We start from the raw sequence: 17,810 nt of genomic DNA on the forward strand, positions 1-17,810 counted from the left end.
ATTCACTCATAATCACTAAATAATCACCTCTCTATCATCGTCCTTACTTAACTAACCCACGTATAGTTTCTGCTGTTCATTCAACAGGAGAAAATTATGAATAATCAACAAAGCAAACATAAGTCAAACCAAGCTAATTCGAATAAAGGTACGACAGGAACAAACAACGAGGATCAAAAAACGAGGATCAAAAAACACTTGATATTAAAAAGCTGATCACAAAATAGTGTTCTTAACTAATTATTTAAAGTTTATAAAATCGAACACATTATGTTAAATATTATTGTACAAGTAGCTAAATTTAATAATTAAAAAACTAAATAGTCTAAATTTAGCGCCCAACCATATCACTTTAATTAGCAGTATAAGAAAACCTAATAGTAGTGGATGGCGGAAAGTGATAGTGATTGAAGGCTGTTATTTAGCAACTTATATTGAATTCAGATGAGTTAGCTAGTTAGTTAGTTAGTTAATTAGGAGTCAGCATTAATACCTTTATAGGTTTCAGCTGACACTGCGACTGTATGTTTTTGAGATAATTACTCCAGAAACAAACCTTAAAAAATATATATAAAATTATAAAGAGGTATTGAAGTATGACCATGACAAACACTGAAAAAAATAGCTATTTAACTGATGTGGGGAATTCAGGCTCTGTAGACTATGAGGAAACTCCGGATGATTTTTTAGAAAAACGGCAATTAAAAAAAGGAACTGCAGGCTGGATTTTACTTGCCGGGCTAGGCGTTTCCTATGTGATTTCTGGTGATTTTGCTGGTTGGAATTTTGGGCTTGCACAAGGTGGTTTCGGTGGCATGTTTATCGCTACTTTGATGATGGCAACGATGTACACTCTAATGGTGTTCGGACTTGCTGAACTATCATCATCAATACCTACAGCAGGCGGTGGTTACGGCTTTGCTCGACGTGCAATGGGTCCTCTTGGTGGTTTTTTGACCGGTACTGCAATTTTGTTAGAGTATGCTATAGCACCGGCAGCAATCGCTATTTTTATCGGGGGATATGTAAGTGAACTCTTCGGTTTCAGTGGCCCTCTTGTTTATGCGGCATTTTACGCTATTTTCATCGGAATACATATTTGGGGAGCAGGAGAAGCACTGAAAATTATGTTAGTTATCACTGCTGTCGCTGCAACTGCCCTGCTTGCATTCATTGTCGGTATGATCCCTTACTTTGAACTTAGCAACTTACTTGACATTCCGGTTAATGAGACTGTAGCTGGTGCTAGTGCATTTTTACCTGAAGGCTATTTCGGTATTTGGGCTGCTATTCCGTTTGCTATGTGGTTATTCCTTGCTGTGGAAGGTGTACCTCTTGCAGCAGAAGAAACAAAGAATCCAGGACGCGATCTACCTAAAGGACTTATTACCGCTATGGTCATTCTCTTAGTCTTAGGTGGTTTAATTTTATTCCTTGCACCTGGTGGTTCAAGTGCCAACTTAATGAAAGACCACGCTGCTCCTTTAGTAGGTGCTCTACAACATGTTTACGGTGAAAGCAGTTCGTTAGCTATGTTCGTTAATTTGGTTGGACTTGCAGGATTAGTTGCTAGTTTCTTTTCTATAATTTTTGCCTATTCTCGACAGGTATTTGCATTATCGCGTGCTGGATATCTTCCACAATGGTTGTCTTTAACAGGCAAACGAAAAGTACCTACCCTAGCGCTGATTGTGCCAGGTGTAATTGGCTTTTTACTTTCATTGACTGGCGAAGGTGACTTAATGATCACCATGGCAGTGTTTGGTGCAACAATCTCGTACGCTATGATGATGCTTTCACACATCATATTACGTATTAAAGAACCTGATATGCACCGCCCATACCGTACTCCAGGTGGTGTGATAACAACAGGTATCGCATTTATATTATCTATAATAGCGTTTGCTAGTACATTCCTTGTAAGTCTCGAAGCTGCAATGTGGTCTGCAGTGTTCTACGTAATTATGCTAGCGTACTTTGTTTTCTATAGTCGCCATCACTTGGTACACAACGCACCTGAGGAAGAGTTTGCAGCAATAGCTCAAGCTGAATCCAGTCTGAAATAAGTAATAACGGGGGACTGATAACAAGTCCCCCTCCTATTAATAATACCTTTGAAAAATATAGGGTATAAAACACCAATTCCAACGTAATAATCCATATTTACTGAAATAAAAACATTTAAATAATATATAAAGGTACGAAAAATGATGAATCCAAGAGATGTTAAAAGCATCGAAGATGCTAGAAATATTGTCAATGAACGCGGTCTTAGTCATGTAAAGGTAGGGATTTTTGATCTTGACGGAGTTATGCGTGGAAAATATATGAGTAAAGAAAAGTTTCTTTCCTCATTAGATAGCGGCTTTGCTTTTTGCGATGTTGTATTAGGATGGGATTCTAATGATCAACTTTATGGAAATGCAACTAAAGAGAGCTTTACAGGCTGGCATACTGGATTCCCTGATGCACCAGTTCGTGTTGTGCCTGAAAGTTGTCGAGAGATCCCTTTTGAAAATGGTATGTTGCTATTTATTGGTGAATTTGAAGAGAAAGCAGCAGAAGTTTGTCCACGTGGGCTACTTCATCGAGTAATTAAGAAAGCTGAAGATATGGGATTCGATGCTTTTGCTGCACTTGAATATGAATTTTTCATGTTTAAAGAAACACCAGAAAGTGCTCGCGAAAAGGGGTATAAAAACTTAGAGACTCTAACATCTGATATGTTTGGCTACTCAGTTTTACGTAGTTCAGTACACTCTGATTTGTATGAACAAATCTTGGATATGTCTGAGAAAATGGATTTCCCTATTGAAGGAATTCACTCAGAAACTGGACCTGGTGTACTTGAAGCTGCTATTGCGGTAGACAGTGCTGCAAATGCAGCAGATAAAGGTGCCTTATTCAAAACATTCATGAAAGTACTCGCTCAGAAAAATGGCTTAATGGCTACATTCATGGCTAAGTGGTCAATGGATTATCCTGGACAAAGTGGTCATATTCATATTTCTCTTAATAATCGCGATGGATCTGGCTCCGCTTTTCATGATCCATCACAAAAATACAACATGAGTAAAATTCAACGACATTTCTTAGCGGGTCAACAGCGCTTGATGCCTGAATTTTTAAGCCTTATTGCCCCTACAATTAACAGCTATACGCGATTAATCCCAGGTTTTTGGGCTCCAACTGATGCCACTTGGGGTGTAGAAAACCGTACCACAGCATTGCGAGTAATTCCTGGTAGTGCAAAATCTCAACGAGTTGAATATCGTTTAGGCTCTGCTGATGGCAATCCTTACTTAACCTTAGCGGCGGCATTAGCATCAGGTCTTTATGGCATCATGAATGAAATGGAGCCAGAAGAACAAGTAAAAGGCAATGCCTACGAACAAGATCATCCTGCATATTTAAAATTATCGACTACTTTATGGGATGCAACTCAACTTTTAAAAACCTCTGATGCTGCTCGAGAGATGTTTGGCGATGCATTTGTTGATCAATTCGCCACTTCAAGAGAGTGGGAAGAACTTGAATATCGTAAACACGTTTCTGATTTTGAAATGAACCGATATTTTGAAATTATCTAAATTAATTTAGCGCAAATTATGTGCCGTAGGGGTCTCCTATGGCCAGTTGTTAAGGTATAAAAATGAGTCAAATACAAAAAACACTATCGCCAATAGATGGGTCTACATACGTAGAACGTCCTTTAGCTGATTTAAATCAAGTAAAAAATATTATTACGCAAGCAGATAAAGCCCAAAAATCTTGGAGTAAAACTACTCTAGCAGAAAGAAAGACTATTTGTAGTCGAGCAGTAGAAGCGTTTGAGGCGAATAAAGACAATATAGCACAAGAGCTTTGTTGGCAGATGGGTCGACCTATCCGTTATGCCGCTGGAGAAGTTGGTAGTTTCGCAGACCGCGGACGTTATTTAATTTCTATTGCAGATGAGGTACTAGCACCAATACAAACGAGTGAGAAAGCCGGCTTTGAGCGCTACATAACACACGAGCCTGTAGGTGTAGTTTTAGTGATCGCTCCGTGGAACTATCCGCTACACACGCCTATTAATGCTGTTATGCCTGCTTTACTTGCCGGTAATAGCGTCATTCTTAAGCACTCAGCACAAACACCACTTTGTTCTGAGCGTATTGTTGAAGCTTTTACTGAAGCAGGCTTACCTGAGGGTGTACTCCAGTTCTTACATATGAGTCATGAAAATACGGAAATGGCCATTAAATCTGCTGAAATTGGCGCTGTATCTTTTACCGGTTCTGTACCTGCAGGTGTAATAGTTGAGAAAGCCGCAGCGGGACGTTTCATTAATGTAGGTTTGGAGCTTGGAGGCAAAGATCCTACTTATATTCGTAAAGATGCTGACCTCAAACATGCTGTTGAAAGTACAGTAGATGGTTCTTTCTTTAACTCTGGTCAATCTTGTTGTGGCATAGAACGTATCTACGTAGATGAAGCAATTTATGATGAATATTTAGCTGCCTTTGTAGCCTTAGTTAAAGAGTATAAGTTAGGTCGTTCTGATAACCCGGAAACAACACTTGGTCCACTAGTTCGCACTTCTGCTGCTGAATTTGTACGTGGCCAAATTGACGAAGCAGTCAAACAAGGTGCAACAGCGCATATTACCCCTTCTGATTTTGATTTGAATAAAGTGGGTACACCATATATGGCACCTCAGGTACTAACTGACGTTGATCATACTATGCGAGTAATGACCGAAGAAAGCTTCGGCCCTGTTGTGGGCATTATGAAGGTGTCTTCAGATGAAGAAGCAATAAGGTTGATGAATGATAGTGAATTCGGTCTTACTGCATCAATCTTTAGCTCAGATATAGAAAGAGCTGTAACACTCGGCCAAGAATTGGAAGCAGGTACATTTTTTGTTAATCGCTGTGACTACCTTGACCCTGAATTAGTATGGACAGGAGTTAAAAACACTGGCCGTGGCTGTACATTATCAAAGTTAGGCTTTGATAACTTTACTCGAGCTAAATCATTCCATATCAAAAATAATATTTAAGAGGTCTAAAATGAATAATTTAACTGCTAACTGGAATTATCCTAATAGTATTCTAACCGGCTCAGGACGAATAAATGAGCTAGCTGAAACCTGTAAAAGCTTGAAAATGAGAGCTCCTCTGCTAATTACTGATCCAGGTCTAGCTGCTTTGGCGATGATCGGTGAAGCCGTTGATAGTTGTAATGAATCAGGACTACGTTGTGGTCTTTTCAGTAACATTCAGGGAAACCCAACAGGTAAAAACGTAGAAGATGGCGTTGCTGCTTATAAAGCAGGTAAATATGATGGTGTTATTGCATTTGGAGGCGGTTCAGCACTTGATGCAGCTAAAGCCGTGGCACTAATGGTTGGCCAAAATGCACCACTGTGGGATTTTGAAGACGTTGGTGATAACTGGACACGAGTAAATGAAGCAGGTGTTGCTCCAATAGTTGCCGTCCCTACCACCGCAGGTACAGGGTCAGAAGTTGGCAGGGCATCAGTGATCACAGATGAAGACAGTCACGTAAAGCGGATTATATTTCATCCATTAATGTTGCCATCCGTGGTTATCCTCGATCCAACACTAACCATAGGTCTTCCTCCTCATATTACCGCTGCCACAGGAATGGATGCCTTATCACACAATTTAGAGGCACTGTGCTCTCCTTTCTACCACCCTATGGCCGAAGGAATCGCTATTGAAGGAATTAGACTGGTGAAAGAATATTTACCTCGCGCGGTAGCTGACGGGACAGATATAGAAGCACGTACTCAAATGTTAGTCGCTTCAAGTATGGGAGCAACCGCATTCCAGAAAGGGCTAGGAGGAATGCATGCTATTGCTCATTCACTTGGCGCTCTTTATGGTGCGCATCATGGATTGTTGAACGCAATTCTAATGCCTTACGTGCTTAAGGCTAATAGAGTTGAAGTTGAAGAACGTATTGAGCGTCTTAGCCGGTATTTAAATTTAGAAGATTCTAGCTTTGATGGTTTTATGGCATGGGTGTTGGAAATGAGAGTGAACCTTGGCATCCCACATTCATTATCGTTGATTGATATCAATGAACTCCAAGCCGCTTTGGTGGGGAAAATGTCCGCAGTTGACCCATCTGCTGGAGGTAATCCAATTACATTTTCTGCAGAGCAATATTCAGAAATTTTTCTAAATGCGGTTAAGGGTCAATTAGATTAGTTACTTTCGATGAATCTTGCGAGATAACTAACACCTGGAGGTAAAATGAGAATAGCAATTTTACAATGTGACAGCGTATTGGATAAATTCCAGAAAGATTTTGGTAATTATCCACAAATGATCATTGATTTATTGACTAGCGTTGAAGATAAATTGGAAGTTGAATTCTTTAATGTTCAAAAGGGTAAATATCCAGAGTATATCGACGATTGGGATCTTTTCATCACTACAGGAAGTAAAGCCAGTGTGAATGACAATGAAGTCTGGATTAAAGTTCTTATAGCGTTTATCCAACAGCTTGATGTAGCTCAAAAAAAATTGATTGGCATCTGCTTTGGCCATCAAGCTATAGCTATAGCAAGAGGCGGATCGGTGGAGAAATCTGATAAGGGCTGGGGGATTGGTATCTCATCTAACCGAATTCTTACTCAACCCGATTGGATGAATACACAAAATAGTTGCCTAAATATTATTGTGAGCCATCAAGACCAGATAACTCTTTTGCCAAAAGGAACAAAGGTTATTGCTGAAAGTGACTTCTGCCCTTATTTCATGGTTCAGTGGGATGAGCACATGCTAAGTGTCCAAGGACACCCAGAGTGGAGTAAGTCTTATTCCGAAACGCTCATAAATGATCGCCGTAGCATCATTTCGGGAAAACGCATTGAGGAAGCTTTAGCATCACTAGAAAAAACACCTCATAACCATGAGTTTGCTCAATGGATTATGGATTTTGCTAAAAGGAGTATTTTATAATATTTTCCTAGGTCACTATATTAGTTCTATACACTCAGAAATGAGACTTTTTTAGGGGGACGTTTTCAAATTTTTGTATTTTAACCGTATTGAAATACAAAATTTGAGTTACCTTTCATGCCGAGACTCGCAATGAGTCTCGGCTTTTTTAGGAACTAGTTATTGACCACATCAAGGCATCATGACCTTGTACTCTAAAATTAATTTTATGTAAGACCTTTCAAATTTTGTCGTAAAAAGAACGATTGAGCCTTATGGCCCCTAACTTAGCTGTACCCAATATAAAGAGCACACTGTGATACATATTGTTAGTTGATGGCCTAGTTATATTTAGAATGTACGGAAACACTATTACAGCCTACTGGAAATCGTGATGGAAATGACCAACACCAAATAATTATAATGGAAAGCTAGTATGTATTTATCAAAAATTTCAAACCAATTTAAGATTGGAGCATTATTATTATTAACCGCTTCAGTATTAGTTATCTTCTTTGTGATGAACTCACAAGCACTGCCTAAGCTTGCTGCCGCATCCAAAAAACTTGCAATTGAACAAGTAAACTCGAAAAGTAATGAGTTGAAGGTTGAACTTGGAGATATTGCCAGTTTAACTCAAAGTATGGCGCTGATTACGCAAAAATTAACGCTAGACAGTGAAGAATTTCACAAAATATTTCCATCTTTGATTGATAAGTTTGGTCAAAAAAATATTGCTGGTGGTGGTATTTGGCCGGAACCTTATGCTTTTAATGAAGTACAAGAAAAAAGCTCTTTTTTCTGGGGTAGAAACAGTACTGGTCAGCTATCTTTTTTAAATGATTATAACCAACCAAATAGTTCTAGCTACCATAACGAAGGATGGTATAAATCAGTAAAAAACTTACCCAATGGTATCTGTGCTTGGTCCGGTGCTTATCAAGATCCTGTGTCAAAAGCACAAATGGTCACTTGCTCTGTAGGTATTAATAGGAAGAATAAGTTTTGGGGAGTTGCTACAGTTGATGTTTTACTTTCTAACTTAGATACGTTTTCGCTTGAAGCCAGCCATCAAATTAATGGACATCTATTTATTATGGACCAACTCGGTAAAATCGTAACCATGCCTACACTGCGTGATTTTGATATGAAAATGCAGAATATTAATACCTTGTCTGAAAAAGATAGCTCCCTACAAGCATTTGTAAATGTACTAACTGACAGTATTACCGATAACGATAATATGATTATTACGACTCTGGAAGAAGGTGTAATCAAAGATGATAAGTCGACCATGATTTTTCAAAAAATGCATGGGATTAATTGGGGTATTGGCTTAGTACTACCTAATAAAGTCACATCTCAAACATCAAAAAGTATTAGCTGGTCACTTTATATTGTTTTTATACCAACACTTTTCATTTTACTTTTAATTGCCTATTGGTTCGCCCAACGGCTGTTAAATGGCATATCTGAAACGACAATTCAAATTAATCGTTTAGCCGAAGGCGGCATAGAAAAGCTGTCTATTTCGAGTAATAATGAACTTGATAAGCTTAGAAGTGCAGTTAATGAATATGGAGATTCATTACAATCAATGTTTATGAAAATATTAAGGGTATCTAACGAAATAGCAAACAATTCAAATGAAATTAATGATTTATCATCATTACTGAGCCAGCGTTCTGACTTGCAAGCTGACCAAAACAATTTGCTTGCCTCGGCAATCACAGAGATGAGTTACAGTGCAGAAGGTGTAACGGAGAAAACCATTGCCACAGCCAAGACCGCTATTGGTGCGAAGGATAATGCTGAAGAAGGGCGCATTTTAGTAACTAATACTGCTGAAGCCATATCCCAGTTAACTTTTTTGATTCAAACTTCATCCGAAGTTATTGAACAATTAGACAATGATAGCCAACAAGTAGTGGCCGTTCTTGAAGTGATCAAATCAATCTCAGAGCAAGCAAACTTATTAGCATTAAATGCGGCTATCGAAGCAGCAAGAGCTGGTGAACATGGGCGCGGTTTTGCTGTTGTTGCTCATGAAATGAGAACCTTGGCAGGAAGAACATCTGAATCTGTGAACGAAATTGGTACAATGACTTCAAAATTACAAGACGCTTCACGAAATGCAGTCACAGCAATTAGAGGAGGGTTAACAACTTCAGAACAAACATTAATTAACGCACAACTAGCCTCGGATAAACTTATTGTATTATCACAGTCATTTCAAGATATATCGGATGAAATGAATGAAGTAGCAATAGCTTCTGAAGAGCAAAATAATGTTACACAGGACATAAGTAAATTAGTCGAAAAAACGAATAATCAAAGTAAACTTAATGCTGACACTGCGTTACAATTAAAAGAACTAAGCAACTCATCAGAGCTCTTATCTAAAGAGCTCAAGGAATTAACCTAACAAATAAAAAGTCGTAAAAAAAGATGAGTAAACCAGCAAAAGTACCTCCCCTAAAGAATAGGAATTGATGTTTAGGGGAGTATTAATAGTTATCGTAGAAGTATATTAGTATTGAACGGCACAGTCACCATAGTGTACTTCATCAACTAAAATCAAAATTAAGGTTTGTACCCTAGTGCAGCTTTATTTTCGGCTTTACTGAGCGACCAATCTTATGCGCTAACATCCCCACAGTCCCTTTCACCCAGCCATGAATAGCGATTAAATGCATTCGGTACAATGATATATAGATTAGTCGAGCTATTCGTCCTTCAATAAACATCGAGCCTTTGGTGAGATTACCCATCAAGCTGCCAACCGTACTGTATTTACTCAAATTAACCAGCGAGCCGTAATCCGTGTAGATATAATCACGCAATGGCTTCCCCTGCTCTGACCGTACTATATTCTTATATACCAGACTAGCCATCTGGTGTGCCGACTGCGCACGTGGTGGAACCCAGGAACCATTCAATTGTTTGCAGGCACAACAATCACCAATCACATATATTTTAGCATCACAATTACTTTGTAGAGTAGGCTTAACAATAATCTGACCGCTGCGGTTAGTTTCAAATAAATCCAACTTTTGAATGAACTCCGGCGCTTTTATTCCCGCAGCCCAAACCATTAAATCTGCCGAAATGCGTTTATCTCCGTTGGTAATGAACCCATCTTTATCTGCACTTGTTACACGCACATGCTCTTGAACCACCACCCCCAACTTTATCAATTCACGCTTGGCTGCTTTGGATATTTTTTCAGGTAATGCAGGCAATATACGCGGTCCCGCCTCAATCAGGTCTATCTTAAGGCGTTTGGTAGACATATCTGGCATGCCGTAAATATTTAACAGACCCACAACGCGATAGAGCTCTGCCGCTAATTCAACACCGGTCGCACCACCACCAACAATGGCCAACCTTAGTTCACTATCGGAAGACTGGTGATTCATACGTGTAAACTTATTGAACAGCGCCCGTTGAAAACGTTCAGCTTGTTGAGGTGAATCTAAAAAATAACTATTCTCAGCAACGCCAGGCGTGCCAAAATCGTTACTCACACTGCCAACAGCCAGAACCAAAGTATCAAACATCAGTTCCCGCTCAGGTAGAACCTCTTCACCCTCTTCATCGATCAATGCTTGCAACTTTATATGCTTAGAATGCTGATTCAGACCGATCATGGTGCCTAGCTGAAATTGATAATAGTGCGCACTGGAGTGCGCACGATACTCGACGCCATCAGTGTTAACATCAAGCGTTCCCGTTGCTACTTCATGTAATAATGGTTTCCATATATGAGATCGATTACGATCAACCAGAATAATATTCGCCAGTTTTTTTTTACCATACTTATGACCAAGCTGCGTAGCCAATTCAAGCCCGCCGGCACCGCCTCCAACAATAACAATGGTTTTCATAGTAAATCCTCAAAATAAAGTTAGGTTAATGCTCGTATTCAAGCACTAACCTGACCAATTTTAAAAACAGTGTTACAGCCTTATATTTTCAAATTACGATCTAAAAATAGTACCTCCTTCTAACAACTGAAATGGCTAACAATACTTAATCAAGAAATATGAACGCTAAAGCGATGCCTTTATGGGATAGTGCTATGCTTTCGAGAAGGTTCATCATTGAAAGAATAAATGTCCAACTAAGGAATATATCTCAAATAGAGCACTCTCTTCATCGTAGCCCTAATGGATTAATACTGAATTTACTTGCTGGGTAGTGGCTTATTGCCTAAAGGACAATAAGCCAACACTTAATATTACTGGTGTAGAGTGTAAATCAATGGTTATCGCTTAACCCGATCTGGGGTTAAATAATCATTTAGGCTTTTTTTAAATCTAGTAGGCTTAGGTTATAAATCAATATCTACAGCATAAGAAACATAAAATTTAATGTCATTGCTATCCACACCATCATCATAATCTGTTTTAGTTGCACCTAAAGTGAAACCATCTTTACTGATTGATACGCCAAAATCGATAGAATCAGTTGAGAAATCACCACTGTAGTCACCAATGTGTAAAGCCACTTCAGCACCATTTTTTAGAGCTATTGAATAATCGAGGTTGGCGTATACAGAATCACCAAATTCAGCACCGTCTCCACCAGCTTCAGAGTCTGCTAAAACAGCAACACCAAAAGTAAAACCACCAGTTGAGATGCTTGCGTAAATTTCAGAAAAATCGTTTTCATCAGCAATAGAATCAGGAAATGCAAAATAAACATAACCTATGTCATAAGAAACGTTTTCGTTTATATCGCCACCAAAACCAAGATAAAGGTCTAGTTCAGTTTTCATGTCACCCCATGAAGCATTTGAAGCCCATGTGCCAGCATAGAATCCTGAGTCAGCAGCATAGTCAATACCACCTGAAATAGCGGCCGAACCGTCAGTTTGTTCAAGGCCGCGCCATAAGTAATTAGAAGTGGCAGCAACATTTGCAGATAAGCCTTCTACTGCTAATGCTTGAGTAGAAAAAAGTGCTGATTGAGTACCTGCCAGTAAGCATAGAGTAATTAATGATTTTTTAAAGATATTCATTTTTTTTCACCTTATTGTTTTATTTCTGTTTTATAGTTTTTATTTTTCTTAATGTGCACAGTGTTTAACCAAACGCATATTAAACCTGCGTACTTCAACGATGACGATATTACCAACGAGCGTGTATTTATATGTTGGTAAACTGCACTTTTCAACACGTATCAATTATGATAATCAAACACTATTAGAAGTAGTAATTATGTAAATTACTACTTCTCAGTACGTGCTTCCGAAAAACTAAAAGAGGTAAATTATTTGAGTATCCTTTTGAATTCATGTACGACTTAAAAACGCCCCCTGCAACAAGGGGATTGTCCGATGGTATGAGAATTGTCACATAACCTAAAATACAGCCTAAAAATAACATAATGACTATTAAAGTAGTCCTTAATTAAAATCGGTTATAATGGAATATTTTTGATAGTGGAAATTTATTTAAGAGTAAGGCACCTGAGATTACAACAAGACTTGACTCAAAACACTTCCAAGTTCAGACATACGCAAAGGTTCCTGAGACTCATTAGTTAACTAGTGATAGACTGCCGTTTAGTTAAATTTTACTGATAGGAAAGTATATGGCTTCATTTTTCGAATTTGATCTTCGTGCTTTAAACATTTTTTCTCATGTTGCTAAAAGTGGCAATATGAGCCAGACAGCAGATCTACTCGGTATAACTCAAAGCTCTATCTCCCAAACTATTTCTAATTTAGAGGACTCGCTAGATACCAAACTATTGGATCGCTCTCTTCGCCCTATAGAACTTACCACCGCAGGCCGCTTTCTTTATGACCGCAGCGAGTTGTTGCTTCAAGAAGCTAGAAAAACAAGCCTCGCGATCAAGCAAGCTGATTACTCACAGTTACGCCATATTAATATTTCAGTAGTAGACTCCATGGTAACTTCTGTTGGTCGAGCATTAGTAGATACTGTATCAAAGAGAGCAAAAGACTGGTCAATAAGCACTGGACGGTCTCATCTTCATGGCTATTCATTACTTTCTCGAAATGCGGATATAATCATATCTGATGATGCCCTTGAAGATTCTGATAATTTATGCCGTTTCCGTATCTTACGTGAACCTTTCATACTCGCTCTGCCCAATGATTACACAAAGCAGGTAAGAGATTTAAGTAAATTACTCACAGAGCTAGACTTTATTCGCTACTCCTCTAACTCATTAATTGGGCGATCAGTTGAGCGCCATCTTCGTTCTATGCATGTAGAGCCCCCTGAGCGACTGCAACTTGACAATTCCTATGCTGTAGTTTCTGCTGTTTCAGCTGGCCTGGGTTGGACAGTTACGACACCATTATGTCTATTTCAAAGTGGTGTTAAACTACATCAGATTCAGATTCTTCCACTACCAGTAGACCCGCTTTATCGTTCCATTACTTTAACTGCCCGTAAAGGTGAACTGGGAGACCTTCCTAAAAAAATGGCCAGAGAAATCATAGGTACATTAGAAAAAGATTTTCTTTCGGAGATGTCTGATAAAAAACCATGGCTTAAAAATTTACTTACACTAGGGGACTAAGTTAATTGTAGATTAGTTTTAATCACCCCAAATATCTTCCCTATATTTAAATATACAAGAGCTGAACATCAGTATGTAGAGACTTTTTGTTAAATATAATAAAGCTTAATGTATGTCCCCCCACTCGGTAAAGTATCGTAGGTATTAGCTTTTCCAATACTATTATATTGCAAGATCTAATTGTATTTGCAGTCATCTTTTATATAAGTATTATTCAATTAGTTTTAGAAGGATGTCACTTGGTTGCTGATACTTTCCGATTGATAAACTGTTAACTTCTTGAACTTAAATTGAGTATCTTCCGAAATGCACTTTTTCCGAGGATCCAAGTGAGCCTCGGCTTTTAATGGTTTAATCAAACTATGAAGTTTTTTCTTAGCATAAATAAAACCTATACATCAAAAAGATTAAAAATAATAAAGAGTAAATAGATAAAGGGGATATATATGCTATTAACGTTAGCGAAGAGGAGCAATGAAGCACGTCCGGTAAGCTATTCTGGTATCGGAGCCCAGTTAAAGTCAATCAGGATGAAGAATAAACTAACCCTCAGAGAAGCGGGTAATCTTACTCGATTGGCGCCTTCTACCTTATCTAAAATTGAGAATGAACAAATATCTCCAACATTTACCGTGATGCAAAAATTGGCAACGGGTTTGAATATCGAATTACCACAATTATTCTCTAAACCCGAAATGACTTTAGCTTCTGGTCGCCGTGATATAACAATGAATAATCAAGGTGAATATCATTTCACATCAACCTATAAACATGAATTGCTTTCTACGCAATTTAGCAATAAGAAAATGATTCCATACAAGAGTAGAGTTCATGCTCGTAGCTTTGATGATTTTGGTGAATGGGTACGCCATAGTGGTGAAGAATACTTATTGGTACTTGAAGGTGAAGTCCAATTGCTTACAGAATCTTATGAGCCAGTGAACCTAGTAGAGGGGGATAGCGTATATTATGACGCCATGATGGGGCATTTGGTTATTTCTGTAAGTGAAAATGACGCGAAAATTCTCTGGATCACCGCAAAGTAGCTTCGACATAATACAAGTAATGAATATACTATCGATTCAATCTAGCATTTGTGATTACAATATAAGAATATCAAAGCACAACTATAGTTAGATTGTAAATCTAAGCAAGCTTTAAACTTGAGAACACGTAAAAGTTAGAAGACACTTTATGCCCCAAAGTGAAATAGAAGCTATAAATTAGTGACCAAAATAATTTAGTCACTACAGAGCAAACGTTTATACACAACTACAAATATTGAATTGGAAATTTTTTCATTTATCAAAGAATAAAAAAGCGACTACTCTGTGAGTAAGTCGCTTTGTTAAATTCGAATTATTGAGAACTGGTATTAAAAATTATCAATAATTCGGCCACCATTTTATTGTGAAGCTATTATTCTACAGTAACTGATTTTGCTAAATTTCGTGGTTGATCCACATCCGTACCTTTGATTATCGCTACATAATAAGAAAGTAGCTGTAATGGTAGGGTGTAAACGATAGGTGCGATAATATCATCACACACAGGCACGTTAATCACTTTCATGGTGTCATCACTAGCAAAGTTAGCATCGCTATCCGCAAAGACATACATTAAGCCGCCACGAGCTCGTACTTCTTCAACGTTCGATTTAAGTTTTTCAATTAAATCATTTTTTGGTGCTACAACAATTACCGGCATTTCTGCATCAATAAGCGCTAATGGACCATGTTTCAATTCACCAGCAGCATACGCTTCAGCATGAATATAAGAAATTTCTTTAAGCTTGAGTGCGCCTTCCATTGCGATTGGGTACTGGTCTCCACGACCTAAAAATAATGCATGGTGCTTATCTGCAAAGTCTTCAGCCAAATCTTCAATTGAAGAAGCAAGTGCTAATACTTCATCAAGTTTTGCCGGCAACGACATTAATGATTGAGTAATTTCGGTTTGTTTCTCATCAGACATACCGTGATGCTGGCCAATAGCTACGGTCATCATTAATAAACCAACAAGCTGAGTAGTAAACGCTTTGGTTGATGCTACGCCAATTTCAGCGCCCGCTTTAGTCATAAAGGCAAGATCGGATTCACGTACTAATGATGAACCAGGAACATTACAAATAACTAAGCTAGATTGATAACCAATTTCTTTCGCTAAACGCAAAGCAGCTAAAGTATCAGCGGTTTCGCCAGATTGCGAAATAGTAACCAATAAAGAGTTTTTAGGTACAAAAGATTTGCGGTATCTAAACTCACTGGCAATTTCAATATTACAAGAAACACCGGCAAGCTCTTCTAACCAATATCTTGCAACCATGCCTGAGTGGTAACTAGTACCACAAGCTATAATTTGTACATGCTCTACATTTTTAAATATCTCATCGGCGCCTTCGCCAAATGTATTGATATCTAACATACCATTCACTAAACGACCTTCTAATGAATTACGGATAGCAGTAGGTTGTTCGTAAGTTTCTTTTAACATGTAGTGACGATATTCACCTTTGTCACCACTGTCGTGGGAAACGTTAGCATCTTTCGCTTCACGCTCAACAGGCTCGCCATTGGTATCAAAGATACTTACTTTGAATCGACTAATTTGTGCAACATCACCTTCTTCAAGGTAAGAGAATTTACGCGTTACAGGTAGTAATGCCATAATGTCTGAAGCAATGAAATTTTCGCCTAAACCGTAACCGATAACTAACGGGCTACCAGAGCGAGCAACAATAATGTTGTCTTGATCGCGACTATCCATTACCACAGTGCCATATGCACCTTCAAGCTGCTTAACTGTTTTCTGTACTGCTGATAATAAAGTATCACTGGTTTTTAATTCATGATGAACCAAGTGAGTAATAACTTCAGTATCAGTTTGCGATAGAAATTCATAACCTAAACCCTGTAGCTGACTACGTAAGGTTTGATGATTTTCGATAATGCCATTATGTACTACCGCAATAGTATTATTAGAGACATGTGGGTGAGCATTCACTTCACTTGGAACACCATGAGTGGCCCAACGTGTGTGTGCTATCCCGGTACCACCTGTTACAGGTTGTTGCTCTAATGCTTGGGCAAGTTCTTGTACTTTACCTAAACGTTTTGTTGTTAGTAGTTCGTTATTGTTATTGATCACTGCAACACCGGCAGAATCATAACCGCGATACTCTAATCGCTTTAAACCTTCTACTAAAATATCTGCTACATCGCGTTGTGCTACTGCACCGACTATACCGCACATAATATTGATTCCTTTTTCATTTTTACGTATTTGATTGTTTGAGCTTGGTTAACGTCATTAACTTTCATAAGTCAGAGCGTTAACCTTTGGCGATAATTAATTTTACGCCTTGCTCAGTTAAGGCTATTCGCATTTCGTCTGAGAGACCATCATCTGTGATCACTGTATGAATTTGCTGCCAATTGAGTTCTAAATTAGGGATTTTCTTCGTTATTTTTGCCGATTCAACCATCACTATAACTTCACGAGCCACTTCAGCCATTACTCGACTCAGGCCGATTAACTCATTAAAAGTAGTCGTTCCGCGCTTGATATCGATACCATCAGCACCGATAAATAGTTGGTCAAAATCGTACGATCGTAAAACTTGTTCCGCGACTTGTCCCTGAAAAGCTTCAGAGGTAGCATCCCAAGTTCCACCGGTCATCAATAATGTTGGTTCATTTTCTAATGCATGAATCTCATTAGCAATACTAAGTGCATTAGTCATAACGACTAAACCTTTCTTATTCGCTAATTCGCTCACTAAAGCAGACGTAGTTTGACCGCTATCGATAATAATACGATTGTGATCACGAATAAGCATGGCCGCTTTTTTGGCAATATGTAACTTTTGTTGAGAAAGTTGATCTACCTTTGCTTCAGTTATTTCACTTGGCAAAGCAACCGCACCGCCATAACGTCTGAGCAATAAGCCACTTGTTTCAAGGGCTGCGAGGTCTTTTCTGATGGTGACTTCTGAAGTATCAAACTGCTTGGCTAAGCTGTCAACGCTCACTTCACCCTGAGCATTTAAGTCAGCAATTATATTATGGCGACGTTGTTGGGTATTTCGTTTCGACATAGGATTTTATGTTTTACTTATATGATTAATTTATCTCGAATAGTTTCGAATTGCGTAACTTAGTTTCGCTATTGGCCGTATTATGTTTCATACCGAAAGATAATGCAATTTATAGTTCGCTTTTCGTAATAAATCACGCACAAAATTTAGTCATAAAAAAGACGCTATAAAAATAACGCCTTCAATAACGGGGGTTAACT

General features: G+C 38.4%; 12 protein-coding genes and 1 pseudogene. 9 read left to right on the forward strand and 4 right to left on the reverse strand.

The genetic code is table 11. From position 1 onward, the window contains the following. Positions 1-596: 596 nt before the first annotated feature. The 6 genes from eat (at position 597) to ESZ36_RS04930 (ending at position 9,381) form a co-directional block, all read left to right on the forward strand. A complete protein-coding gene (gene eat, locus ESZ36_RS04905) occupies positions 597-2,066 on the forward strand; it encodes an ethanolamine permease (protein ID WP_246128992.1) in 1,470 nt (489 codons plus the stop codon). Between the two features lie 141 nt (positions 2,067-2,207). Further along, positions 2,208-3,590 (forward strand): glutamine synthetase family protein, encoded by a 1,383-nt coding sequence (locus ESZ36_RS04910; protein ID WP_211357760.1) that lies wholly within the window; start codon positions 2,208-2,210, stop codon positions 3,588-3,590. 62 nt (positions 3,591-3,652) lie between these two features. Further along, the gene (locus ESZ36_RS04915; protein WP_146784317.1) at positions 3,653-5,044 is read left to right on the forward strand and encodes an aldehyde dehydrogenase family protein; all 1,392 of its coding nucleotides are present in this window, start codon (positions 3,653-3,655) and stop codon (positions 5,042-5,044) included. Positions 5,045-5,054: 10 nt separating this feature from the next. Next, positions 5,055-6,221, forward strand: coding sequence for an iron-containing alcohol dehydrogenase (locus ESZ36_RS04920; RefSeq protein ID WP_146784320.1), 1,167 nt, complete (start codon positions 5,055-5,057; stop codon positions 6,219-6,221). A gap of 45 nt (positions 6,222-6,266) precedes the next feature. Further along, complete coding sequence (locus ESZ36_RS04925) at positions 6,267-6,977, forward strand: glutamine amidotransferase-related protein (RefSeq protein WP_146784322.1); 711 nt, start codon at positions 6,267-6,269, stop codon at positions 6,975-6,977. A gap of 415 nt (positions 6,978-7,392) precedes the next feature. Next, entirely contained in the window at positions 7,393-9,381 is a 1,989-nt protein-coding gene (locus ESZ36_RS04930) for a methyl-accepting chemotaxis protein (RefSeq protein ID WP_146784325.1), read from the forward strand. Between the two features lie 172 nt (positions 9,382-9,553). Here the strand turns inward: ESZ36_RS04930 and ESZ36_RS04935 are convergent, their stop codons facing one another. Continuing rightward, entirely contained in the window at positions 9,554-10,843 is a 1,290-nt protein-coding gene (locus tag ESZ36_RS04935) for an NAD(P)/FAD-dependent oxidoreductase (protein ID WP_146784328.1), read from the reverse strand. A 152-nt stretch (positions 10,844-10,995) separates the two neighbouring features. Here ESZ36_RS04935 and ESZ36_RS04940 point away from each other — a divergent pair. After that, a pseudogene (locus ESZ36_RS04940) lies at positions 10,996-11,234 on the forward strand (transposase); the annotation flags it as partial. 55 nt (positions 11,235-11,289) lie between these two features. Here ESZ36_RS04940 and ESZ36_RS04945 read toward each other — a convergent pair. Continuing rightward, on the reverse strand, positions 11,290-11,979 hold the full coding sequence (locus tag ESZ36_RS04945) for a TorF family putative porin (RefSeq protein ID WP_146784330.1): 690 nt from the start codon (positions 11,977-11,979) through the stop codon (positions 11,290-11,292). A 575-nt stretch (positions 11,980-12,554) separates the two neighbouring features. On the opposite strand from ESZ36_RS04945, the gene ESZ36_RS04950 reads away from it, so the two are divergent. Next, a complete protein-coding gene (locus ESZ36_RS04950; protein WP_146784333.1) occupies positions 12,555-13,514 on the forward strand; it encodes a LysR family transcriptional regulator in 960 nt (319 codons plus the stop codon). A 446-nt stretch (positions 13,515-13,960) separates the two neighbouring features. Beyond that, positions 13,961-14,560, forward strand: a complete 600-nt coding sequence (locus ESZ36_RS04955; RefSeq protein ID WP_146784336.1) for a helix-turn-helix domain-containing protein — start codon at positions 13,961-13,963, stop codon at positions 14,558-14,560. Between the two features lie 373 nt (positions 14,561-14,933). On the opposite strand, the gene glmS is transcribed toward ESZ36_RS04955, so the two are convergent. Both glmS and ESZ36_RS04965 read right to left on the reverse strand, forming a co-directional pair. Beyond that, positions 14,934-16,766: a glutamine--fructose-6-phosphate transaminase (isomerizing) gene (glmS, locus tag ESZ36_RS04960; protein ID WP_146784340.1), complete on the reverse strand. Its 1,833-nt coding sequence runs from the start codon at positions 16,764-16,766 to the stop codon at positions 14,934-14,936. Between the two features lie 79 nt (positions 16,767-16,845). Continuing rightward, entirely contained in the window at positions 16,846-17,610 is a 765-nt protein-coding gene (locus tag ESZ36_RS04965) for a DeoR/GlpR family DNA-binding transcription regulator (protein ID WP_146784343.1), read from the reverse strand. Positions 17,611-17,810: the final 200 nt, after the last annotated feature.

Source organism: Colwellia demingiae (assembly GCF_007954275.1).
Taxonomy (GTDB): Bacteria; Pseudomonadota; Gammaproteobacteria; order Enterobacterales; family Alteromonadaceae; genus Colwellia; species Colwellia demingiae.

What these genes read in the sequence shown, in the direction of transcription:
- eat (WP_246128992.1), top strand. Translation starts at nt 597, where the DNA reads ATGACCATGACAAACACTGAAAAAAATAGCTATTTAACTGATGTGGGG.
- ESZ36_RS04915 (WP_146784317.1), top strand. Translation starts at nt 3,653, where the DNA reads ATGAGTCAAATACAAAAAACACTATCGCCAATAGATGGGTCTACATAC.
- ESZ36_RS04910 (WP_211357760.1), top strand. Translation starts at nt 2,208, where the DNA reads ATGATGAATCCAAGAGATGTTAAAAGCATCGAAGATGCTAGAAATATT.
- ESZ36_RS04950 (WP_146784333.1), top strand. Translation starts at nt 12,555, where the DNA reads ATGGCTTCATTTTTCGAATTTGATCTTCGTGCTTTAAACATTTTTTCT.
- ESZ36_RS04935 (WP_146784328.1), bottom strand. Translation starts at nt 10,843, where the DNA reads ATGAAAACCATTGTTATTGTTGGAGGCGGTGCCGGCGGGCTTGAATTG.
- ESZ36_RS04965 (WP_146784343.1), bottom strand. Translation starts at nt 17,610, where the DNA reads ATGTCGAAACGAAATACCCAACAACGTCGCCATAATATAATTGCTGAC.
- ESZ36_RS04925 (WP_146784322.1), top strand. Translation starts at nt 6,267, where the DNA reads ATGAGAATAGCAATTTTACAATGTGACAGCGTATTGGATAAATTCCAG.
- ESZ36_RS04920 (WP_146784320.1), top strand. Translation starts at nt 5,055, where the DNA reads ATGAATAATTTAACTGCTAACTGGAATTATCCTAATAGTATTCTAACC.
- ESZ36_RS04955 (WP_146784336.1), top strand. Translation starts at nt 13,961, where the DNA reads ATGCTATTAACGTTAGCGAAGAGGAGCAATGAAGCACGTCCGGTAAGC.
- glmS (WP_146784340.1), bottom strand. Translation starts at nt 16,766, where the DNA reads ATGTGCGGTATAGTCGGTGCAGTAGCACAACGCGATGTAGCAGATATT.
- ESZ36_RS04945 (WP_146784330.1), bottom strand. Translation starts at nt 11,979, where the DNA reads ATGAATATCTTTAAAAAATCATTAATTACTCTATGCTTACTGGCAGGT.
- ESZ36_RS04930 (WP_146784325.1), top strand. Translation starts at nt 7,393, where the DNA reads ATGTATTTATCAAAAATTTCAAACCAATTTAAGATTGGAGCATTATTA.